Origin of the sequence: Paenibacillus sp. FSL K6-4396, assembly GCF_038002525.1 — a bacterium.
In the GTDB taxonomy this organism is placed as follows: Bacteria; Bacillota; Bacilli; order Paenibacillales; family Paenibacillaceae; genus Paenibacillus; species Paenibacillus amylolyticus_B.
This window is the reverse complement of the sequence record NZ_JBBOCR010000001.1, coordinates 44,734-67,048: the sequence shown is the minus strand read 5'-3', so window position 1 is coordinate 67,048 and position 22,315 is coordinate 44,734. Positions and strand designations below refer to the sequence as shown.

The 22,315-nt window shown below is 48.0% G+C and carries 18 protein-coding genes; all 18 read right to left on the bottom strand.

All coding sequences use genetic code 11. From position 1 onward, the window contains the following. Positions 1–17: 17 nt before the first annotated feature. Positions 18–956: a quinolinate synthase NadA gene (gene nadA / locus MHB85_RS00310; RefSeq protein WP_036606114.1), complete on the bottom strand. Its 939-nt coding sequence runs from the start codon at positions 954–956 to the stop codon at positions 18–20. A gap of 299 nt (positions 957–1,255) precedes the next feature. Then, positions 1,256–3,301 carry an ATP-dependent zinc metalloprotease FtsH gene (ftsH, locus tag MHB85_RS00305; protein WP_036606115.1) on the bottom strand — a complete coding sequence of 682 codons (2,046 nt, stop codon included), beginning with the start codon at positions 3,299–3,301 and terminating at the stop codon, positions 1,256–1,258. Between the two features lie 100 nt (positions 3,302–3,401). Then, complete coding sequence (gene hpt, locus MHB85_RS00300) at positions 3,402–3,941, bottom strand: hypoxanthine phosphoribosyltransferase (protein ID WP_017691352.1); 540 nt, start codon at positions 3,939–3,941, stop codon at positions 3,402–3,404. A gap of 52 nt (positions 3,942–3,993) precedes the next feature. Further along, positions 3,994–5,433, bottom strand: coding sequence for a tRNA lysidine(34) synthetase TilS (gene tilS / locus MHB85_RS00295; protein WP_192136396.1), 1,440 nt, complete (start codon positions 5,431–5,433; stop codon positions 3,994–3,996). A 44-nt stretch (positions 5,434–5,477) separates the two neighbouring features. After that, entirely contained in the window at positions 5,478–6,425 is a 948-nt protein-coding gene (locus MHB85_RS00290; protein ID WP_036668459.1) for a serine/threonine protein kinase, read from the bottom strand. Continuing rightward, positions 6,409–7,161, bottom strand: coding sequence for a VWA domain-containing protein (locus MHB85_RS00285; RefSeq protein WP_091018321.1), 753 nt, complete (start codon positions 7,159–7,161; stop codon positions 6,409–6,411). The genes MHB85_RS00290 and MHB85_RS00285 overlap by 17 nt, the downstream gene beginning before the upstream one ends. 85 nt (positions 7,162–7,246) lie before the next feature. After that, on the bottom strand, positions 7,247–9,754 hold the full coding sequence (gene spoIIE, locus MHB85_RS00280; RefSeq protein WP_179198589.1) for a stage II sporulation protein E: 2,508 nt from the start codon (positions 9,752–9,754) through the stop codon (positions 7,247–7,249). Positions 9,755–10,227: 473 nt separating this feature from the next. Then, a complete protein-coding gene (locus MHB85_RS00275) occupies positions 10,228–10,758 on the bottom strand; it encodes a S1 domain-containing RNA-binding protein (protein WP_017691357.1) in 531 nt (176 codons plus the stop codon). Positions 10,759–10,956: 198 nt separating this feature from the next. Next, positions 10,957–11,292, bottom strand: coding sequence for an FtsB family cell division protein (locus tag MHB85_RS00270; RefSeq protein ID WP_017691358.1), 336 nt, complete (start codon positions 11,290–11,292; stop codon positions 10,957–10,959). Between the two features lie 11 nt (positions 11,293–11,303). Next, positions 11,304–11,873 (bottom strand): spore cortex biosynthesis protein YabQ, encoded by a 570-nt coding sequence (gene yabQ, locus MHB85_RS00265; RefSeq protein WP_105602442.1) that lies wholly within the window; start codon positions 11,871–11,873, stop codon positions 11,304–11,306. Beyond that, positions 11,870–12,154 carry a sporulation protein YabP gene (gene yabP, locus MHB85_RS00260; protein WP_105602444.1) on the bottom strand — a complete coding sequence of 95 codons (285 nt, stop codon included), beginning with the start codon at positions 12,152–12,154 and terminating at the stop codon, positions 11,870–11,872. The genes yabQ and yabP overlap by 4 nt, the downstream gene beginning before the upstream one ends. 174 nt (positions 12,155–12,328) lie before the next feature. Next, a complete protein-coding gene (locus MHB85_RS00255) occupies positions 12,329–12,607 on the bottom strand; it encodes an RNA-binding S4 domain-containing protein (protein WP_017691361.1) in 279 nt (92 codons plus the stop codon). Further along, on the bottom strand, positions 12,607–12,879 hold the full coding sequence (locus tag MHB85_RS00250; protein WP_017691362.1) for an HU family DNA-binding protein: 273 nt from the start codon (positions 12,877–12,879) through the stop codon (positions 12,607–12,609). The genes MHB85_RS00255 and MHB85_RS00250 overlap by 1 nt, the downstream gene beginning before the upstream one ends. Before the next feature lie 308 nt (positions 12,880–13,187). After that, positions 13,188–14,681 carry a nucleoside triphosphate pyrophosphohydrolase gene (gene mazG, locus MHB85_RS00245; RefSeq protein ID WP_341072209.1) on the bottom strand — a complete coding sequence of 498 codons (1,494 nt, stop codon included), beginning with the start codon at positions 14,679–14,681 and terminating at the stop codon, positions 13,188–13,190. Between the two features lie 147 nt (positions 14,682–14,828). Then, positions 14,829–16,577 (bottom strand): putative polysaccharide biosynthesis protein, encoded by a 1,749-nt coding sequence (locus MHB85_RS00240; protein WP_341072208.1) that lies wholly within the window; start codon positions 16,575–16,577, stop codon positions 14,829–14,831. Between the two features lie 165 nt (positions 16,578–16,742). Beyond that, positions 16,743–17,285, bottom strand: coding sequence for a stage V sporulation protein T (gene spoVT, locus MHB85_RS00235; protein WP_036606123.1), 543 nt, complete (start codon positions 17,283–17,285; stop codon positions 16,743–16,745). Between the two features lie 331 nt (positions 17,286–17,616). Beyond that, positions 17,617–18,765 carry a peptidylprolyl isomerase gene (locus tag MHB85_RS00230; protein ID WP_091018326.1) on the bottom strand — a complete coding sequence of 383 codons (1,149 nt, stop codon included), beginning with the start codon at positions 18,763–18,765 and terminating at the stop codon, positions 17,617–17,619. Further along, complete coding sequence (gene mfd, locus MHB85_RS00225; protein WP_192136394.1) at positions 18,749–22,276, bottom strand: transcription-repair coupling factor; 3,528 nt, start codon at positions 22,274–22,276, stop codon at positions 18,749–18,751. The genes MHB85_RS00230 and mfd overlap by 17 nt, the downstream gene beginning before the upstream one ends. Positions 22,277–22,315 lie beyond the last annotated feature (39 nt).

The window sequence follows — 22,315 nt, the reverse complement described above, 5'->3', positions numbered from 1 at the left end:
AGCAAGAGTAGCGCATCCTACTTTACCAACAACATGCGCTCTAGTGATTCTCTGGCTTTGTCGGCAACGGCCGGTGGCACGTAGATTTGCGGCTTCATCGTTTCCAGGCATTTCACCAGTTTCTTCAAGTTGTTCACCTTCATGTTGGGACATACGAGGAACTTGGTAGCAAAGTGGAACTGTTTATCCGGACTATCCAGACGAAGCTGATATCCTGTACCATCTTCGGTACCTACGATAAATTCCTTCGCTGATGAATTTTTGCAATACTCCAGAATAGCTGTTGTGCTGCCTACAAAATCACCCATCTCTACAACCTCAGGGCGACACTCTGGATGGACAACAAACTCTGCATTTGGATGCTTGGCTCTCATCTCCACCACATCTTTGACTGTGAGCATATCGTGAGTGTTGCAGTAACCTTCCCAGATAATCATTTTCTTGTCTGTATGCTGCTGCACATAATGTCCCAGGTTTTTATCCGGTACCCAGATAATTTCGTCGGAATCCACCGATTGAATAACCCGGACTGCGTTCGCCGATGTACAACAGATGTCAGTCTCTGCTTTGATCTCAGCCGAGGAATTGATATACGTAACCACCTTGGCATTAGGATGTTGTGCTTTCAATTTGCGTAGTCCATCCACATTCACCATATCTGCCATTGGGCAGCCCGCACGTTCGTCCGGGATAATAACTGTTTTATTTGGCGCCAGAATTTTAGCGCTTTCACCCATAAAATGAACACCACAGAAAACGATCACATCCGCATCTGTCTGTGCTGCCTTCTGGGCTAACAGAAATGAATCTCCACGGAAGTCGGCAACCTCCTGTACTTCGTCACGTTGATAATAATGGGCAAGAATAATGGCATTTCGTTCCTTCTTCAACACCATAAGCCGCTCACGCAGCTCGCGGTTCATCTCAGCCTTGCGCTCTAAAGCCAGAGCTTCCACCTGTGATCCTCTCCTTTATCGGGACAGCGTCATGCGCTGTTTCGTGGGCTAACCTAAGTCGTTATCTTCGCTTGAGAAACGAATCACAAGCGGTTTAACAACTAATTTACACAACGTTCACGACTCTGTCAATAAATGAAAAAGGCCCGGAACAGCGCTGTAACCACCTGTTTGCTAACTGGTTCGCCATCTAACTCCCGTTTATCTTTATCTATCCTCTTTTAAAATAATGGATAAAAAAAGAGAGCCTCGAGGGCTCTCTTGATTTCACCTGCTATCATAGCCAGATGTATTGTGCATTAAGACGTTGGCTTCGTTCCGCCATCATCCGGGTTATTGTTATTACCCTTTTCCAGATTCGGAGCTTCGTTTGGAATATCTCCGGCTGGTGGCTCAGGCGTTTCATCTTTACCTTGAATACGAACACGCACATCACCGATGGTGTCGATGATTGGCTCTCCGCCTTCAGTTGGTGTGCCTTCACCATCATTGTCATTCTCTGCTTTTGGAGTCAAAGAACCTGTTTCGATCAATTGCTTGATCTGATCCATTTCCAAAGTCTCAACCTCAAGCAAAGTTTGAGCGATCAGGTGCATCTCTTTTGAATGTTTAACAAGCAAGTCCTTACACTTCTCATAACAGTCATTGATAAAGCGTTGCATTTCCTGATCAATCTCGTAAGCAATGGAATCCGAGTAATTCTGTTCATGACCGATATCCCGACCAAGGAATACCTGTCCTTGTGAACTTCCGAATTGCATAGGTCCCAATTTCTCACTCATACCGTATTCCATAACCATGCTGCGAACAATACCTGTCGCTTGCTGGAAGTCACTGTATGCACCAGTACCAATTTCTCCGATGAACAATTCTTCAGCTACACGACCCCCGAGAAGTCCGGTTACTTTATCCAGCAATTCCTGCTTGGTAACCAGCATACGGTCTTCTTTTGGCAACATGATTACATATCCACCCGCACGTCCGCGCGGAATAATGGTCACTTTATGTACCATATCAGCATGTTCGAGGAAGTACCCTACAATGGTATGACCTGCTTCGTGATAAGCAACGATTCGTTTCTCGCGATCACTGATGACACGGCTTTTCTTCTCCGTACCAACGATGACACGGTCAATCGCTTCGTCAACTTCCTTCATGGAAATATCTTTACGGTTACGACGCGCTGCAAGTAATGCCGCTTCGTTCAAGAGATTCTCCAAATCCGCACCAGAGAAACCTGTTGTACGCTTCGCGATGATATCCATCTTCACATCTTTGGTCAGTGGTTTATTACGGGAATGTACTTTCAGGACAGCTTCACGACCTCTTACGTCAGGGCGGTCAACCGTAATTTGACGGTCAAAACGTCCAGGACGCAGCAAGGCAGGGTCCAAAATATCTGCACGGTTCGTTGCGGCTATGATGATAATACCTTCGTTAACTCCGAATCCGTCCATCTCAACGAGCAACTGGTTGAGTGTCTGTTCACGTTCATCGTGACCACCACCGAGACCAGCACCACGCTGACGTCCTACAGCATCAATCTCATCGATAAAGATGATACACGGGGCATTTTTCTTCGCATTTTCAAACAAATCACGTACACGTGATGCACCGACACCGACAAACATTTCCACGAAGTCGGAACCTGAAATAGTGAAGAATGGTACACCCGCTTCACCGGCTACGGCACGAGCGAGCAATGTTTTACCGGTACCTGGAGGGCCTACGAGCAACACGCCCTTAGGAATCCGTGCACCTACAGCTGCGAATTTACGAGGGTCTTTGAGGAAGTCTACAACCTCAACAAGTTCCTGTTTCTCTTCGTCAGCACCCGCAACATCTTCAAATGTAACCCGCTTCTTCTCTTCGTTGTAGAGACGAGCACGGCTTTTACCAAAGTTCATTACTTTACCGCCGCCGCCTTGAGCCTGATTAAACAGGAAGAAGAACAGCAGGAACATAATGATCAAAGGAATAAAGGAAGTCAGCAACGTCAACCAGATGCTGTCACCTTTCATTGGCTCCTGATGATATTGGAAATTGTTAGTTTCACTTGCAGCTACAAGCTCACTAATTGCCTCATCCGTAGGAGGAATATACGTTGAGAAATTTTCTGATTTGGCGCCATCAGGTGCCTTCTTGTATTGACCGGTCACGAGATACGTTTGACCGTTGAATTGAACCGTCAATTCAGAGACATTGTTGGCTTTGATCGCTGCACGCAACTGATCATATCTAGGATTATCGGTGGCTTCGCCGCCATTGCTGACGAACTGGACTATCCCCACCACAACTAAAAAAAGAATCAAATAAAAACCAGAATTCCGGATGAACCGATTCATCCCCTACCTCCTCTCGAGACACTTTAATTATTTTAACATAGCCCGACATGGCTTCTCAACAGAAGCCAAGAACAGCTCAAGGCTTGGGTCGGGCAGGATATTAGCTACTATAGACTTCCGGCTTCAAAATCCCGATATAGGGCAGGTTCCGGTACTTCTCCGCAAAATCCAAACCGTAACCAACGATGAACGCGTCAGGAATGTCAAAGCCTGTGTAATGAGCTTCCAACTCAACTTTACGGCCTGAAGGCTTGTCGAACAGCGTAACCACACGCACCGACTCGGCACCGCGGTTTTCTAGCAGTTCAATCAGATAGCTGAGTGTAAGTCCGCTGTCGATAATATCTTCGACAATCAGAACTTCCCGTCCTTCAACGGATACATCCAGATCCTTAATGATTTTGACAACACCTGATGACTTGGTTGAAGCGCCATAACTGGATACCGCCATAAAATCCATTTCAACAGGTACCGTTATGTTTTTAACCAAATCAGCCATAAATATAAACGCACCCTTGAGCACACAAATGACCAAAGGATTGCGATTTGCATATTCGGCACTTAGTGTTGCGCCTAATTCCTTGACTTTACTCTGAATTTCTTCTTCACTGATCAATACTTCCTGAATGTCGTTCTGCAACTGTGCGAACCTCCTAAGTTATACTATGAAAGCCTTACCTGAACCATAACCACTACCCCTGAATCGCTGAATCGCCTACAGTCATGTACAGGATTGCGGAAGTGCCCTCCCTGACAGGAGCCACATTGGACCGTCGAACACCCGGTAACCAGATGATATGACCTGCTCCATCACATACCACAGGAATACGTGGACGGACAGATGGGGGGATTTTCTCATCGATGAAAATATTTTTCACCTTTTTGCTTCCGTTTAATCCCATCACTTTCATGGTATCTCCAGGTAACCGTGAACGCACAACCAGCGGCATAAGCAGTTGATCCGCATCAAACGCGGCTTGATCCGCCGATTCCGGTACATGATAGTCCTCGGGACTCACCGTCATCAACCGAATATGCCGGTTAATTGGGGTGAGTGAAAGCTCATAAGTTCCACTCCATTGCGCAAGACGATATTCGTAAGATTGATCCTGTACGTCCGTCCGTATGCCAAAAGAAATCAGATTATACTCCCGAGTGCAGGCGAGTGTCTGTCCTATATCCAGGCTCCAGGTCGTCACATGGGTCTCCATGACCTTGTGCCGAATGGTTTCTATACGGGTAAAGTCGACAAAATCACTGTCCAAAGGCAGATAATTCAATATTAGTTTAATCAACCTTCGTTGTAAAGCGACATGTAACTTCAAGAAGGAAGGCACCTCAAAGGTTTGCCTTCCGCCGTTCACCTGCACTAGACACCTGTATGTGTCATGTGCACTCTGCTCCATGAAATCGTCTTCATCACCCACAATTTCGGCAAGCCGATTCAATGACGGCGTGAGTTGTCCATTATACTGCCCCAAAAAAGGAAGCACATCCAAGCGAATGGCATTACGCCGATATTTACGCAGGGCGTTGCTCTCATCATTGAAATACATAAAACCCTGGGTATTACAAGCTTCTACAAGGTCTGTCTTGTTTATACGAAGGCATGGACGAATAAGTTCCACATTTTTTTCTCGTCTTTTAAACTTCATTCCTGAGAGTCCCGACAAGCCGGTTCCACGAAGCAAATGAAGCATGACCGTCTCCGCCTGATCATCGGCATGATGTGCCAAAGCGATGCTTGCTGCATTATATTTGGAAGCCACTTCATGAAGAAAGGCATATCGCTTGTTGCGGGCTGCTTCCTGTGGTCCTTGACCCGTAAGCTCCATATATGAAGGTACATCGGCCTTGGTCCATTCAAATGGTATACCAAGCTGCTGTGCCAGTTCCATCATTTTCTCCGCTTCGTCATCAGATTCACTCCGGAAGCCATGATGTACATGGGCACAGATCAATTCAAGTGGCACATGCCGCTTGCTGATCTCGTGCATGATATGCAAAAAAGCTACCGAGTCCGGCCCGCCCGATACTGCGACGACAATCCGATCCCCGGGAACCCATAACTGATGCTCTTCCGCTGCATCCAGCACGTTCTTCACCAGCATGTTCCAGCGTAAAGCCTCCATACCTGTTCCTCATTCCTTGCGTTATGTATATGCACTCTCACAGATCAAAAAAGTAGTGCATAGATGAGCACTCCAATAAGTAATATCACAGATACAGCAAATGCGTTTTTAAGCCAGCGCGGTGTTGTACTTTTGGAACGACGGCGGAGAGGCGTGGGGCGTGCCATCATTTCCTTCCATCCTTGTGCCGCATGACCTGCATCACGAAACTGACCTCGTAATGCCTGAGTCGTCCAATTGCGAAAAGGACCCAGTCGTTCACTGCGCTCCACCAGCGCTACAAGCTGATTCACACTTCGCAGTTGCGGTAATCCTTCGGCTGCCAGTGCCTTGAGCGCGTCTGCTTCAAGTACATGAATCAACAATAGTGCAAATGCAAATACATCATAGGTACCATCTGCTGTACGGCTGCCTGCATTCCAGAAGCCCCGATCATACCATTCAGTGAACTGTTTGACGCTTCGACCAATCGACGTAACTCCGCCGTAGTCGATCAATTCCACCTGCCCATAGTCGGATACCAACACATTCTGAGGTTTGAGATCACCAAACACCCATCCCGCCTGATGCAATTGTGCCAGCTTCTGCAAGAGTCTAAGTCCCACCAGAAGTGTCCAGTCTGTCCCCTGACGCCGAATGAAGTGATGAAGTGCCTCACCTCGAACATAACGCATCACATAAAAGGGAATATCCCGGCCACGAACGGCATAATCATCCACATCTTTAAGATAGGAAGGAATGCCGCTCTGCCGAAGGGCCTCATGATTACGCTGTAGTTGAAAAGATTTGAGCACATTGACTTCCGATTGCAGATCAACCGGATCAAATCCCATTTTTAGCGCGTAGTGTTTGCCATTTTCACCCCGTTGGACAAGAAAAACGATGCCATTTGCTCCTTTGCCCAGTAGCTTCCGAATCGTGTAACGACTGCGATTCCATTTCCCTGTAACCACGGTTCCTGGCGGGAAAGAGGCGTCAGACAACGTTGTCACCGAGCATCCCTTCTCTTTCAATGCGATAGTTCCCTTCTATTTCCTGCTGTTTCTCCAGTGTACCATAACGGTAAAAATCAATCACCTTCTGAATTGCAGGACCTGTCGGCGTTGCACCCTTCATCTGCAACCTACCAAACAGGGACCGAACACGGCCTGGATCCGTTGTCCAGTCAATATCCATTACCGCATCTTCTCCACTGTGTCGTCCGGGAAAATGAAATACGGAAAGCTTGCTCTGACCTATACGCGCCTGCAAACTTAACATTAAATCACGAATGCCTTCTTCTACCGCAGCCAGTTTGGGCTTCATGCTGGCACTGACGTCTATTAGCAATATAACCTGTAAGGCTGTAGTTTCAGCCATATCATCCATCACTTCCACGACCCGGGCGCGTTGTGCAGGCTCCAGATCGGTTACCGTTTTGGGCTCCTTCTCTCCCAAAATTTGTGTTAACTCTCTATTAACCGCCTGCTGAATGGTCTGAACCACCGTTTTCCTTGTCATCATCTGCATCGTATGGGCAAGCTGCCGTGTACCTACAATTTGACTGATTCCACCTCCGGCTCTGGCAATATCCTCAATCTCCCGACTGCCCAACTCACCAATGGTTCCATAATCAATCACACCAACCACATTAACCGTAATTCCCTCTTCCTGTGCTTCGGCCGCTGCCAGCACCGGACTTGGTCCTACATTGGAACAACCGTCGGTGATCAATAAGATTTGCTTCATCCGATATCCCTCCGTTATTCGTTACTCTCCAACTCTATGACTAGCATTGCCAGAATGAAGAGACTTCAAACAGAAGAATATGCAATTAACTGACGGTCCGTGGACGCTCCATTCGGTTGATGCCAGGCACACGCAGTGTGGCCCATTCAGGGCGGAAATGCTCTACTTTTCCAACAACGACGGTCATATCATCCAATATCTCATGCTGCTGATATCTTATGACACTTTCAAGCAGGCAATCGGCCAAATCTTGTGGATCATCTGTATCAATCTCTTGAATGAGCCGTTTCATCCATAACTCTTTGTTCACCGCATACCCCGGTGCATCATAGATGCCATCCGTCATCATAATGAGGATATCCCCTGGTTGTAGCTGTACTGTCACCAAATCCACTTCAATATCTTTAATAATACCGATTGGCAAATTGCTGGCTGAAACCTGAATAACCTCCTGTCCTCGTTTGATAAAACTTGGCGTCGATCCGATTTTCATAAACGTTGTCTCTGCCGTATATTCATCAATCAGTGCCATGTCCACTGTTGCATACATCTCTTCAGGGGAGCGCAGCATCAGAACGGAGTTCACGGATTTGATCGCCAGTTTCTCGTCCATGCCGGACTGTAACAACTGCTCCAGTATGTTCAGCGCCGCGCTGCTCTCCATCCGTGCCCGTTCTCCATTGCCCATTCCATCACTGAGCGCCACTGCAAATGTACCGTTGCCTAACTCAACCGTACTGAAGCTGTCGCCTGACATCACATCTCCTCCTTTGGCGGCGGCAGCAACACCCGTGGTAACCTCGAAGGTTTTGGCCGAACCAAACGTGACGGTTGCCAGTCCCTGACGAGGATCGGTCATGGTCTCATGCAAGACGGCAATATGCTCGTCCAGTACATCCGAGATCAGCGGAGCAATCATTTTCCGGCACTCATCGAATCCACGTGTATATGCATGTACAATTTCAATCTCTACGTTGCCCGCTTCCAGATTGATGATCTCAATGGAGTGAATGGACAAACCTAATGACTCCAGTGCGTCCCGAATCTGCTCCTCCTGCTGTACCATCTCATCACTTTCCCGCTGAATTTCTTTGGCCAGGTCCTCCATGACCTGAGATACACCGGACAATTGCTCTGCAACCAGTTGCCGGCTATCAATAATTTGACGCTTCCATTGCATGTTATGTTGATGCAGTCCATACTGGGCACGCATGACTTCAAGTACCTCTTCCGGCTTCGCACACACCCTGTTCCAGTCCACTGGAATCTGCTTGCCTGAGATCTCCGGATTTGCTTCAATCGTACTCATCACGTCCGTCATATATTTGTAGGTTTGAATAAACTTTGCATCCCAGCATTGTGTACGCTTGAAGCAGCTTGCACATGTGCCCTCGGCAACCGCATTCATGAAATGATCCATTCCACCTTCTTTCTGTACTTGTTCGCCCGCCCCGGACATCTGATCAAAGCTGCGTGACAATTGACGGAATACCTGCGAGAATCGGGTTACCCGTTCTGCCGTGATATCCCGTATCCGTTTGGCATACTCATGCTGGGATTTCGTATGATCCTGCGTACCCGGTACATATTTGGATATCGCCGTCATCAGGCTTTTAGGTGTTAACATGAATAGTACGATAGCTGCACACGTCTCCCATAATGAGTTCATAACGTCGCCCGGTCCTCCCAGATATATGGATAGAATGGACGAACCCAGTAGCATGCCCAGTGCAACCGCCGCACGTTTGCCCTCTCGAAGCATACCCGCCAGCATCCCGGCAAAAGCAAGCAGGCTCATCTGATATACCGCTGACATGTCAGCCAGACTCAGAATCAAGCCCGTAATAACCCCAACTGAGGCTCCCAGGGGGGCTCCGCCCACCAGCGCAAAGATTAATATGAGATAACGGGAGAGCATATGCTCGACGGATAAAGACTGAATGGTCCACCCTACGGCTCCCGTCATAACGGAAGCGAGCAATATGATTAGGCAGAGGATCTCCTCGTTCTTTAGGCTGAACTTTTTTTTGCGGTAGGTGAAGATCGGTATGGCTTGTATAAAAACAAGGGTGAGCACAAAGCTTAGTACGGAATCCATCGTGAGCATCAGCATGGCGTACCAACTGAAGGATGGCCCGATCACAACCGCGAATAATTTGACCATAAATGTAGTCGTAAACACCATCGTTGGCGCATAAGATAATTCAGCACGATCATATGACTCCAGACCGCGGAAGAGCAGATAAAAGATGGCGATCTCCGATGCAACAATGAGTGGTACTGGAAACGGTGCAAAGAGACTGCCTGCGAGAAGTGCAGCGCCTACCGGAATGATGTAATCCCTGCGCATGAAAGCAATTACGGCAAAGTACGCAATGGCAAAGGGAGATAACTCATTCAGAATCATTGCCTTTCCGAGCAGGAAACCCATAAACGTAAGCAGCAGTACCCATTTGCGGGAAGCAACCATCTGGACAGCCTTGCGGGAGCCAAGCCAATGTTTCAGACGTACCGACAGCTCCTCCCGAGCTTCCGTACCACCTTTACCTGCTTTCATTCCCGGAAATTGAATGACATTCCACTTTTCCATCATCCTCAAGGCACCCCATTCGATTAATTTGAATTTTCGTGTTTCGTTCTCGATGGTTCTGATTATAGATAGAATAGAAGACGTAGTTTGTCAGAATAGGTGGGCAGGGTCCAAAAAGTTTACGACAAAAGAAATGAGTCTGGCGCGGTGGAGCGAAACCCCCGGCCTTATTGTAGTTTCATTCATTCCCCTACTTGATTCCGACAAACGGAATGTCTGATTTTGAACCGGAGATGGTTGGGTCTCGCCACCATTTGAGCAGGATAACTGTGGAATGCCACGGAAACCTGTCGGTAAAAAATGGTAGACGACAAATGTTCTTATGGTTTCATTTTGCCGTGCAGAAAAACTGGGGATATGGAGCTTCACCTTACAAAAAAAGCTATTCAACTACTCATCTGTGAAAGAAACGCAAAAAAACCGTTAGCCCATAGGCTAACGGTTTTACTTATATGTTTAGATCAGGTTGTGACAGATTACACACGCTTGGCTCCACGGCCTCCGCGTTTGCCTTCTGTGTTCTTCTTAAGCGAAGAGATCCGCTCTTCACTATCTTTCAGGAAGCGTGACATTTTATCCTCAAATGAAGGTTTGCCTGCTGCGGGCTTGAAAGAACGGCCTCCGCGGTCACCACGGTTAAATCCACCGCCGCCACCACCACGACCTTGGCCACCACTTGGGCCTCCGCCGCTGAATCGTTCGCGATCTCCTCCACTGCGTTCCGGTCTAGGAGCTCTCGGGGGTCTAGATTGGGTTTGTTGCTCAACCGGTTTGTCAACAGCTTGCTTAATGGAAAGTCCGATCTTGCCATCCTTGTCAACGTTGATAACCTTCACTGTAACGAGGTCATTCAGCTTCAGGTGGTCGTTGACATCTTTGACGTAATTGTCGGCGATTTCCGAGATGTGAACGAGACCCGTGACACCTCCTGACAGATCCACAAATGCTCCAAAATGCGTGATTCCTGTCACCTTGCCCTCTAACTTGGTGCCCACTTCAATTGCCATAGAATAAAATGATCCTCCCTTAAAAATATACAACCCGATTTTTTGAATGCCAAAATCAATGCTGCGCTAATGTAATTATACCTTATGCCATAAACCAAGGTCAACTGAACACTACCCCATCAGAGAGCCTATTTTTTCCGGTTTAACGGCTTCAGACACACGGATAACAAACCTAGCTCGGTAATAGACCGAATTCCATCAGTTCCCTGACTCTTCAACCTGGATCGGCGTTTCCTCAGGAAGATAATATCCTTTTTTCCGTGCCAGCTGTCCTATGTATTCAGGGTCATTCAACCGGCTGACTTCGTACTTCAACTGTTCCAGCTTCTTCAACGTATCTTCCTTTGAAGCTTGCTGAGTGGCCAGATGAGAACTCTTGTCCGAAATTTGTGCAGTCTGCACAAGGAATGTATATCCTGCCCATATTACAAATACAATCATAAACGTCATCCAAAGCATGAGGCGCCTTTTTGCACCGGCAGATTTTCCTTGGTTAGTTGGAGCCTTTGATCTGCCCACAGGTGTTTTACCCATTACGGACCTCCTTAAAACCAGCGTTTCCATATCGCTGCAATTCTTGTACCCACACGGATCATGAAGCGTGGCGTTACCCAATATTTCAGGAGCGGCCTAAACATCCAGCGGAACAACTTGCCGAAAGGTACCAAACACTGCAGCACCAGCCTGCCCAGGAATAATAGTATCGCAATTACAAAACCGAATAATACGCGAATTAACTTATAAATTCCTTTAGCCGGCATAACGATCAGGATGTTAAGGATATGTCCACACCAATGAATCAGCGTTCTTGCGAGTTTAATTAACATTACCACAAAACGCTGGGTTGTAACACTTAAAAGCCAAAAATAGAAGCAAACCCCTATAATCAGCCCCAAAAAGACATAAAACCGCAACTGTCCGTGGTTTCCGGCGTATAGCATCCGAAAAACGAACAGCGCGGAAGCAACCCAGTACAACAGATCGAGCGTGTGAATACTCCATCTCGGAAACCGCAGCTGTCCGGACAGTACCCGGTAACTGTCGTAGGCCATTCCCATCACGACCCCCGAAGTAAGCATCCACATCAATGTGATCCATTGAGTATCCGGACTCATCGGAACATCTTGCCAAACAGGCCTTTACTATTCTTGTTCTGGGAACCGGGGTCCAGATATTGCAGAGAGCTAACTGTGCCTTCAATGGATAAGAGACCTTCCTCCAGGCTCAGGTTTTTGATATGTAAATTGTGCCCCCGGATGGTCAGATGCCCAAGTTCAGTCTGCAGCAAAAATTCCTCACTGTCGAAGCTCTCCACGTTGGAGACACCCGTCAGATCCAGCAGTTTCCGATTCTGCATGCTCAGATGATGCTGTTTGGCCTTACCGTGCTCAACCATGGCATGTACCCCTCCTTCTTACACCTAGCTTATGGATGAGGAGGTTGGAATAGAACCAGCGTTGTTGAACAAATAACCCGGTATCCAGTAAAAAAACAAAAACGCCCTTCCCTGTTACAGAAGGACGTTTCGATTCAACTTGCATTGATTGAATATTTAAAACCAGATGTACTGTTACCAGTTCATTCCGTTATCCTTGGCGATCGGCTCTTCCTTCACCAAGGTGTAGAGGCTGCTCGCCTCATCCTTCTTAGTACTCTCGGCAATTCGTTCCACCCTCACGGTGACCAGTTTCTGACCGAACTGAACCGTCAGCTCATCGCCCACTTTGACAGCGGCGCTGGGCTTTGCTTCACGTCCGTTCACCAGAACACGTCCCTGTTCAGAGACGTCCTTGGCCACAGTGCGGCGTTTGATTAGCCGGGAGACCTTCAGGAATTTATCAAGACGCATTATTTTACGGCTTCTTTAAGTTTGTTGCCTGCTTTGAATGCAGGAACAGTGGACTCAGGAATCACGATTTCATTCCCTGTTTGTGGGTTACGTCCGGTACGACCGGAACGTTTGCGGGTCTCAAAAGTGCCAAAGCCGATCAATTGTACTTTGTCTCCGCTGGCAAGTGCATCTGTAATTTCTCCCAAAAAGCCGTTCAATACGGACTCAACGTCTTTTTTAGTCAAACCACTTTTGGTTGAAATGTTGTTAATCAGATCTGTTTTGTTCATTTTTAAAAGCCTCCCAAATTGAAAAAAAAGTATCTGCGATTCCTGACAATGCATCGATTGCCGCTGATTCGCGTTAGGTCACTACACATGTATTCTGGCTTGGTATCTGAAATCCTGCCTTGGTCCGCGACTTTTTTTAGCTTTTTGTCGATGTTCCGCAGGCAACAGTCTAAGACCAGTACCCGAAACCATCTGTCGCTAAACACCAACTCCAATTTACACAGATGAACACATGTTCGTATTATCATAACACACTGCATAGCATGAATGGAATAAAGTTATCTGGCTTTCCCAGAAAATTGAACCCGTTATAATCCTGCCTTCTTCGCATCCTGCCAGAATTGCTCCATCTCTTCTACATTGCTATCTGCTGGTGTTCTTCCCTGTTCACGCAAACGCTCCTCGATATACTGGAACCGCCCGAAGAACTTGCGGTTGGTCGCAGCAAGCGCCTCTTCCGGGTCCGTATCGATGAATCTTGCAACGTTCGCAGCTGCGAATAATAAATCACCCAGTTCGAGCTTCCGTTCTTCCGCAGACTGGCCTTGTTGCACCGCTTCTTTCAACTCCGCCAGTTCTTCCTCGATCTTGGCAAACACACCTTCAACATCATCCCAGTCAAAGCCTACTTTGGCTGCTTTCTTCTGTAACTTGTATCCCTTCATCAACGCAGGCAAGTCACGCGGTATACCATCCAACACGGAAACCTTCTGCTGATCCTGGCCTTTGCGCTTCTTCTCCTCTGCCTTCATCTGTTCCCAGTTCTGAAGAGCTTCATTCGCATCTTCTGCCTGATTATCTCCAAAAACATGTGGATGGCGGAAGATTAGCTTATCATTCAAACCTTCGATGACATCATACACATTAAATGTGCCCACTTCTTCTTCCATCTGGGAGTGCAATAAAATCTGCAGCAGCAGATCACCCAGCTCTTCTTTCATATGGTCGGGGTCATCCTCATCGATCGTCTCAATGACCTCATAGGTCTCTTCAATCAGGTTTTTGCGAATGGACTGATGTGTCTGCTCCTGATCCCATGGACAGCCACCCGGACTGCGAAGAATATTGACGATCTCATGTAAACGCGCAAAGGATCTGCGACGCAGGGCATCATCAGTGTTCTTCGGCACATAGATCAGTGACAGATTGCCGTACCCTTCGATCCGGTCCAGTTCGTGCAATGGAATCTTGTGAATGACCTCCTGGTCCTGTACACCCAACGCGTGACCAACAAATACCGGATAATCATCCGGGTAAACCTCCATCAGGCATAGCTTCACATCCGAAGCAGTGAACACATCGTAGACTTGTCCGATCAACGTATGTAGCTGTGGTTGTACCAGTTCTGTGTTCAGGCTGCTGGCATCCAGGAGTTGAAACCCTTCGATTGGATCGAATCCAAGTCGTATAAAAGCTTCATCTAGGAAGCTCTCCCCGCCCATGACACGCAATGAGATACCCATCTGCGGACAACGTTCTTTGAGCAGGCGTACACTTGCTTCTGCTACCATCGGATGACCGGGTACGGCATACACAATCTCCGTTCCGGCCTCACCCTTGCGAGCGGCTTCTATCAGTTGATTCGCGATCTCATCATACACCTCGGGGAAGGAGGACTTCGCCTCATAGATGCCATCAAATGATGTCATCTTTAGTCCCTCCTGCTTCAAATCATTCAATACGGGATGATCCAGGGTACGTACATACAGCGTAGCTGCCTGTTTCATTTTTTTGATAATACCTACGGTCAGTTGGTCTGCATCTCCAGATCCAAGACCCACTACGGTTAAAGCTGCACTCATTACATAAACCTCCATCCGGACTACCCTGTCCAGGCTCATAATCCTCGTGTCTGAACAGGACTAATTACATGTATTATACCAGAATCATTCGATATCCTATAATTGTATATTAGCTGTGCTGGGTGTAGAAGCACCGTGAGCATGGAGCTAGCGCAGCACACGCAGTCTGTGCAGCAGCTTGGCAAGGCGAGGCCCTAACTTGGGCACGACCGCCAGCTCTGCGGCGGTAAGTAGCCCTGTCCGGGCCGCCGCCAGCAAGAACACGGCCGAGCCTGCGGCAATGCCCAGCAGGCTCACGCCCATCGCGGCCAGCCGACGGTCGGCCGCGATACCCATGCCGCCGAGTACCGCTTCGGCGGCCCAGGCCGTGCCTAACGCCGCCAGACTCATGGCGGCGATCACCAGCGCCGGCTTCGCCAGGACGGCGCCAGGGGCAGGGCGCAGGGCGACAAGTCGCGCCAGCAACGCCACATTCATGCCAGCCGCCAGCATGTAGGCGACTGCGCCTGCCAGAGCCGCGCCGCTGATGCCCAGCGCCGGCACAAGCATGACGTTCAGCAGTGCCTTGACGCCTGCGGCGGCCAGCATGCTGAACGCGGGTGCACGCACGGCGCCGAGGCCTTGCAGCAGCGCCGCCGCAATAATGCTGACGGTGCTGCCCGCAGCCGTCAGCGCCATGTACCGCAGTGCTTCGGTGCCTGCGGCATCTCCGTACAGCATGCGGTTAATCGGCTCCGCCAGCACCGCGAGACCCGCGGATGCCGCCAGGCCGATCAACCAGAACCAGCGCAGCGCGAGGCCTGCTTGCTGCCGGACGGCTTCTGGCCCGCCCTTTAATCGGGCTTCCGCCATCGCCGGAATAAACAGCACAGATAGTGACGTAGCCAGCATCGTCACCAGTTGAACCAGCGGCAATCCACGGTTGTAGATGCCAAAGGAAACCATCGACTGAAGCTCATCCAGTCCTTCTCCCCGCAGCAATCGGGGCACGGTGAAGGTATCTACCAGATTCATCAGCGGTACAGCCAGCGACCCGAGACAGACGGGAATGGCGTACATGAGCAGCGTCTTGATCCACTCACCATTGGATCGTGATCGTTCTGCCAGAGCGGGGCTAACAGCACTCACCATTTTCCTCTGTGGCGTAACTGGTCTATGCTCTTGATGCTCCTGACGTTCTGATCCAACCTCTCCGCCATTACTGCTCCATTCCGAATCCAATTGCCCTGTGACCACTTCCCTGTCTTTCCGCCGATGACGCACCATGTACCCTAACATGGTTAACAGCCCAACCATTCCACCAGCAACGGAGCCCATCATTGCACCAGCGGCAATCGTCTCAAGCGAAGCGTCCCGTCTCATCAACCACAGAAGCAGAACAATCATGACGGTGACACGTATCGTCTGCTCCACCACTTGTGATACCGCTGTTGGAACCATCTGCTGTAATCCCTGAAAATATCCACGCAGCCCTGTCATCAACGGTACGAACAACAACGCCCACGAAGCAGCACGAATTGATGGAACCACATGACGGTTGCCAATCATGTCAGCGATCAGCGGCGCACCTGCATACATCATGAGCGCCATTATAATTCCAATTCCCCCGAGCAGTAGGGAAGATAGTCGAATAATTCTTCTGCTCTCGTCTGGTCTTCCGAGTGCGTTCTGTTCTGCTACGAATTTGGATACGGCCAGCGGCAGTCCTGCAGCAGCAAGCGTGATAATGAGCATATATAACGGATACACCGTATTATAAATGCCAAATACACCGTCTCCTCCCAGATTCTGCAGCGGAATCTTCTGAAAAGCACCAATGATTTTGGAGATAATGGCGGCAAGACCAAGTATAAATGCACCCTGTAGCAGCCTTGAGCCTGTAGATGGCTGTTTCATAAGTCCCTCCTGCGTAATCCTTTTAAGCATACCTTGCTATTATAACTGCCTGAAGGCACACAGACTAACCCTCCCCATCACAATCATCCGGATTATCTTCGTTGTCCCTTGAAATGCAAAAACTCCCGTATGCCCAAGACAGGGCACCAGGAGTTGATCTGCGGTCTATTGTTCCATTTGCTTGCCAAGGAAACCAGCAGCTGTCTCGGACATCTTCACTTCCATCTGAGACATCTTCACCGATTCATCCTTATTGAACAGGATAACCGTTCCGATGGGGTCACCACCTGAAATAATCGGCGCAATAACAAAAGAGGATAACGTCTCGTCATGATCTTTGCTAAGCTCATAAGAACCGTTGTTGGTTTCCAAAATGGTCTTTCTGTTTTCCATACATCCCTCTAACAGTTGACCTACCTGCTTGTCCAAATACTCTTTTTTCGAACCACCTGCCACCGTGATAATGGTATCCCGGTCAGAAATCATCGTTACATGTCCTGTACTCTCATACAGGGATTCTGCATATTCTTTGGCAAAATCACCAAGTTCGCCAATTGGCGAATATTTTTTAAGGATAACTTCTCCATCACGATCCACGAAAATTTCCAGTGGATCACCTTCACGAATACGTAACGTACGGCGGATTTCTTTTGGAATGACCACACGACCAAGGTCATCTATACGGCGGACAATACCAGTAGCTTTCATTTCACATGTTGCCCCACTTTCTCGAGAAGATTTTTCAACTACTGTTCCTTAATGGGTAGAGGAAAGTCCCAGAACGTTTAGTGTGATATCTTGACCATAGTATTCATCTGTTCCCATTTCCTTATACATGCTTCGGAGAATATAGTTGTGTAACTTTCGAAGAAGGCGACCATGTACCCATACGGCTTGAATATATAAAAGAAGAAGCAAGAAGGAGGTCCTAAGTCCTCCCCTTGCTTCTCTGTATGGTTGTCCATATTTACGTAGTACAAGGCATTCATTTCGGGCGAATTCAACCCTGAACGTATGCTAACACAGCAATTTTACCAGCTTACTTACTGCTTGTACCTTCATCTGTAGTTGCATCTTTGTCTGTTCCAGTCGTACCTTGGTCAGTCTTGGTATCCGTACCTGTGGAGTCATCCGTTTTTGGTTCGGTTGTTTTCTCTCCTTCAGTTCCTGTACCCGTTGTACCTTCAGTTTTGCCTTCTTCAGCTTTTTCTGTTTTTGGCAACTTAACTTCTTTTACGATTTTGTCCAACTCATTTTGCATGAACGTATCGATCTCAGCAGCTGCCAATTGGCTCTTCAGACTTTCTTTTTGTTCAGCCGTCAATTTAGCAAAGTCAGCTTCTGTACGAGCTTCCACTTTCATGACGTGGTAACCGTACTCTGTCTCTACTGGATCACTGATTTTGTTCAGTGGCAATGTTTTTGCAGCTTCCTTAAATGCCTCTACCCAGCTGCCTACAGGTGTATTTTCATACAGTCCACCCTTCTCAGCAGAACCTGGATCTTCGGAATATTTTTTTGCAATTTCAGCAAAATCAGCTCCGCCATCCAACTTGGTTTTTACTTCTTTTGCAATTTTAAGTGCATCTTCTTTTTTACGCTCTTTTTGCGTTTTTGGATCTGTGAAGTTAATCAGCACGTGACGGACGGAAGCCGTTGTGAACTGATCTTTGTTTTTCTCAAACTCAGCCTTGATTGCATCGTCCGTAACGCCTGTTTCTTTATCTTTGATTACTGTCATGATCCGAGTCATGTAGTTTTTAATGTTATCGTCTGTCAGGTTCTGAGCTTTGAGCATTTCTGTCCATTGATCTGCCTGAACAGAAGCTTTCATTTTATCGAATTGCTCAGTTGCCGCTTTGGTACCGGCTGTTTTGGCATCTTCGCTTGCTTTGCCACTCAGATATTCATAAGCAACTTCCTGTTTCACCAGATACTCTTTGAAATCGTCCATATCCATCATTTGTGCATACTCCGGATAGAGGAATTTCATGACACGTTGCTCCATGTCAAATTCATTGGCTGTAATAGTACCACCATCATACGTAGCGACTACAGCACTTGTATCCGTCGATTCCGGTGTTTTTGCTTCTTCCTTCTTGCCACATGCAGCAAGCAGTGATAAGGATAGTACTGCGACCATGCTCACAGACAGTACTTTTCCTACTTTTTTATACTTTGGTAACATCCTTTAGTTCCCCCTTTGATTTAAAAGCAGTTTTCATGGACTCCAGAATTTTCTCTACCAGCTCCATCAGTTGCTTATCCCCAAGCCCCTTGCCTTTAGCGTGAATCAGCATATGGGGTCCTTGTTCAAATTGTACACGTCTTTCGAACTGATTTCCAATGTGCGCGATTTTTGAGAGTTCAAAGGCATGTTCACGCCCTTCATAGAACTTCACAGTAATGTCCTCACCACGTTGGGAGATGGATTCAATGCCGTAGATTTTGCCGTATACTTTCATCCGCGCAACAGCCAGCAAGTTAATGACAGCTTCCGGAAGATCACCGAACCGATCAACCAATTCGTCTTCCAACTCCATTGCATCGTCGAAGGATGCAATGACCGCCACTTTTTTGTAGATCTCAATCTTCTGGATACTGTCATAGATATAATCGGACGGCAAGTAGGCATCGATACTGAGATCCAGGGTTGTGTTCCACTCGTCTGAAGGTACCGGCTCTTCACCAAGCATCGTAACTTTGCGTTTGTTGATCTCCTCTGCGAGCATCTGGGAATACAGATCAAACCCGACGGAAGCGATGAAACCATGCTGCTCCGCTCCTAGCAGATTTCCCGCACCACGAATCGACAAGTCACGCATGGCGATTTTGAATCCTGAACCCAGTTCGGTGAATTCTTTGATGGATTGCAGACGTTTCTCAGCAACTTCAGTAAGCACTTTATCCCGTTGGTACGTAAAATAGGCATACGCAATACGGTTGGAACGACCCACACGCCCGCGCAGCTGATACAGCTGGGAAAGTCCCATTTTATCCGCATCATGTACGATCAGTGTATTTACGTTTGGAATATCTACCCCGGTCTCGATGATACTTGTGCTCACAAGCACGTCATATTCACCATCCAGGAAGTCCAGAATCGTTTTCTCCAGCTCTGTTTCCGACATCTGACCATGTCCCACACCAACTTTGGCTTCAGGCACAAGCTCAGAAATTTCGGCAGCCATCTCCTGAATTCCCTGAACACGGTTGTAGAGGTAATACACTTGCCCACCACGGGCAAGCTCACGCTCAATGGCTTCCCGAACAAGCGCCTGGCTGTGTTCAACCACATAGGTCTGCACCGGGAAACGATTCTCTGGAGGAGTCTCGATAACGGACAGATCACGCACACCCAGCATGGACATATGGAGCGTACGCGGAATCGGCGTTGCCGTCAGCGTCAGCACATCCACATTGGTTTTCAGCTTCTTCAGTTTTTCCTTATGAGTTACTCCGAAGCGCTGCTCTTCATCGACAATCAGCAGTCCCAGGTCCTTGAACACCAGGTCCTGCGACAGCAATCGATGCGTCCCGATGACAATATCCACTGTGCCTGCCTTGATGCCTTTGGCTGTTTCATTCTGCTCTTTACGGGAGCGGAACCGGCTAAGCACATGAATGTTGAACGGATAACCGGAGAAGCGCTCACGGAACGTCTCAAAATGCTGCTGTGCCAAAATGGTTGTTGGCACGAGTACAGCCACCTGTTTGCCTTCAATAGCTGCTTTAAATGCAGCCCGAATAGCCACCTCGGTTTTGCCGTAACCAACATCCCCACACAATAAACGATCCATTGGACGGTTTTGTTCCATGTCCTTCTTGATTTCTTCGATCGCACGCACCTGATCACGTGTCTCATCGTAAGGGAACATGTCCTCAAATTCCTGCTGCTCCGCAGAATCCTTGTCGAATCCAAACCCTTTGGAGGTCTGACGCTCTGCATACAGCTTAATTAGATCATCAGCAATATCCTGTACGGATGTGCGGACTTTATTTTTAACCCGTGTCCACTCATTGCCGCCCAGTTTGTATATTTTCGGTTCTTTTTCTTCGGAACCTACATATTTCTGAATCAAATCAATCTGTTCAATAGGTACAGACAGTTTGTCTCCACCCGCATAGAGAATATGCATGTAGTCCTTATGAATACCGCCTACCTCGAGGGTGCCGATCCCAAGGTACTTACCAATCCCGTGGTTCTGATGAACGACATAATCGCCCACTTTTAGCTCGCTATAGGATTTGATCCGTTCAGCATTGTCTACATTCCGAATCGGTTTGCGTACTTTACGCTGTTTTTGCGAGAACATCTCGCCCTCGGTCACAACAGCCAAATGAATGGACGGCATTTCAAATCCCGTTTGCAAATTACCGATCATCATCTCTGGCTCTGGAATATCATAGTCCATCAGTACCCGGCGCATCCGCTCGAGTCGCTCCTCACCGTTCGCCAGCATGAGCACTTGGACTCCAGCCTTATGCCAACGCTCCATCTCTGCCTTCAGTACGTTCATCTGTCCGTGGAAATCCTGCATGCCACGACTGATGAAGTTCAGAATGTTCTGTGGTTGGGTGTGTGGAACTTGGCGCAAAAAAATCGACATAAATAGCGTCTGGAATGGACGCTCATACAAGAGTTCATCACCGTCTGCAGATAAAGGAAGATCCGGAAGTGTTTTTCCGTTTTGCATCAAATGAAGATTCCACTCCGATTCATCACGGTCAAGCTGTTTCGATGTCTCCGATAGTCTGGCAGGCTCATCAAGAACCAGCAGGGTATCTTCTGGCATATAGTCGTAGATCGTTTTGTTCTCCGGATAGAGCGGAGAAATATATTTATACATTTCGGAGAAATACACGTGCTCCCGCAAAAGCTCGATCTCCCGGTGAATTTCTTCACGGAGACGCAGCTTCGCCTGCCGATCCGTCATTTTCTCCAGCTGTTGCTCCAGCAAAAGAGCAGCCGCATCGGCAGCCTTTTCCATTCGTTCACGATCTGCAATTAACTCCTTGCATGGTAAAACCGTAATTTCCTCAATCCGTTCAATCGAACGCTGATCCGCGGGGTCAAATGTCCGAATGGAGTCGATCTCATCATCAAATAACTCCACCCGATATGCGATCGATGAAGTAACCGGATAGAAGTCGATGATACCTCCGCGTACACTCATCTCACCACGAGATTCCACGCGTTCCACACGATCATATCCGAGCTTTACCATCTCCAGCAGGAAAGAGTCCAGTTGAAGTGTGTTGCCCTGTTTAATCAAAATTCGAGCATTGGCCATCACTTCCGGAAGCGGAACATAACGTCTTACCCCGGAAAAAGGAATAACAACAACGCCCCTGAATCCCTGGGCGCAGCGGACCAACACATCAATACGCTGACCCAATGTTTCCGGGCTGGAAACAGCAGCTTCAGCAGCGACAAGTTCGTTGGCAGGATAGATTAACACCTGATCAGGTGAAAGCGCTTCCTGTAAATCTTCTGCAATTTTTTGAGCTGAAAACATATTATGTGTTACTACGAGCAATGGTCGGTTCATTTCCTGATGCAAGGCAGCCAGCATAATCTGACGCGCCGAGCCGGATAGACCTGAAACCAATTGTTCCTTCATGCCGGACTTGATTCCGGCTGTAATGGACCCGAAGTCCGGATCTTTGGAAAAAGCCTGTATAAGTGCTTGTAACAAAAGGGGCACCTCTCTTATAACTTACTTGATTATCTCACG

Bases quoted from the DNA above. Each gene is read 5' to 3' on its own strand.
- MHB85_RS00230 (WP_091018326.1), bottom strand. From the start codon at position 18,765: ATGTTACCAAAGTATAAAAAAGTAGGAAAAGTACTGTCTGTGAGCATG.
- MHB85_RS00275 (WP_017691357.1), bottom strand. From the start codon at position 10,758: ATGGCAATTGAAGTGGGCACCAAGTTAGAGGGCAAGGTGACAGGAATC.
- ftsH (WP_036606115.1), bottom strand. From the start codon at position 3,301: ATGAATCGGTTCATCCGGAATTCTGGTTTTTATTTGATTCTTTTTTTA.
- yabP (WP_105602444.1), bottom strand. From the start codon at position 12,154: ATGGTTGAGCACGGTAAGGCCAAACAGCATCATCTGAGCATGCAGAAT.
- spoIIE (WP_179198589.1), bottom strand. From the start codon at position 9,754: ATGATGGAAAAGTGGAATGTCATTCAATTTCCGGGAATGAAAGCAGGT.
- MHB85_RS00240 (WP_341072208.1), bottom strand. From the start codon at position 16,577: ATGAAACAGCCATCTACAGGCTCAAGGCTGCTACAGGGTGCATTTATA.
- mazG (WP_341072209.1), bottom strand. From the start codon at position 14,681: ATGAGTGCAGCTTTAACCGTAGTGGGTCTTGGATCTGGAGATGCAGAC.
- MHB85_RS00285 (WP_091018321.1), bottom strand. From the start codon at position 7,161: ATGAAGCAAATCTTATTGATCACCGACGGTTGTTCCAATGTAGGACCA.
- yabQ (WP_105602442.1), bottom strand. From the start codon at position 11,873: ATGAGTCCGGATACTCAATGGATCACATTGATGTGGATGCTTACTTCG.
- MHB85_RS00255 (WP_017691361.1), bottom strand. From the start codon at position 12,607: ATGCGTCTTGATAAATTCCTGAAGGTCTCCCGGCTAATCAAACGCCGC.
- MHB85_RS00270 (WP_017691358.1), bottom strand. From the start codon at position 11,292: ATGGGTAAAACACCTGTGGGCAGATCAAAGGCTCCAACTAACCAAGGA.
- spoVT (WP_036606123.1), bottom strand. From the start codon at position 17,285: ATGAAAGCTACTGGTATTGTCCGCCGTATAGATGACCTTGGTCGTGTG.
- tilS (WP_192136396.1), bottom strand. From the start codon at position 5,433: ATGGAGGCTTTACGCTGGAACATGCTGGTGAAGAACGTGCTGGATGCA.
- MHB85_RS00250 (WP_017691362.1), bottom strand. From the start codon at position 12,879: ATGAACAAAACAGATCTGATTAACAACATTTCAACCAAAAGTGGTTTG.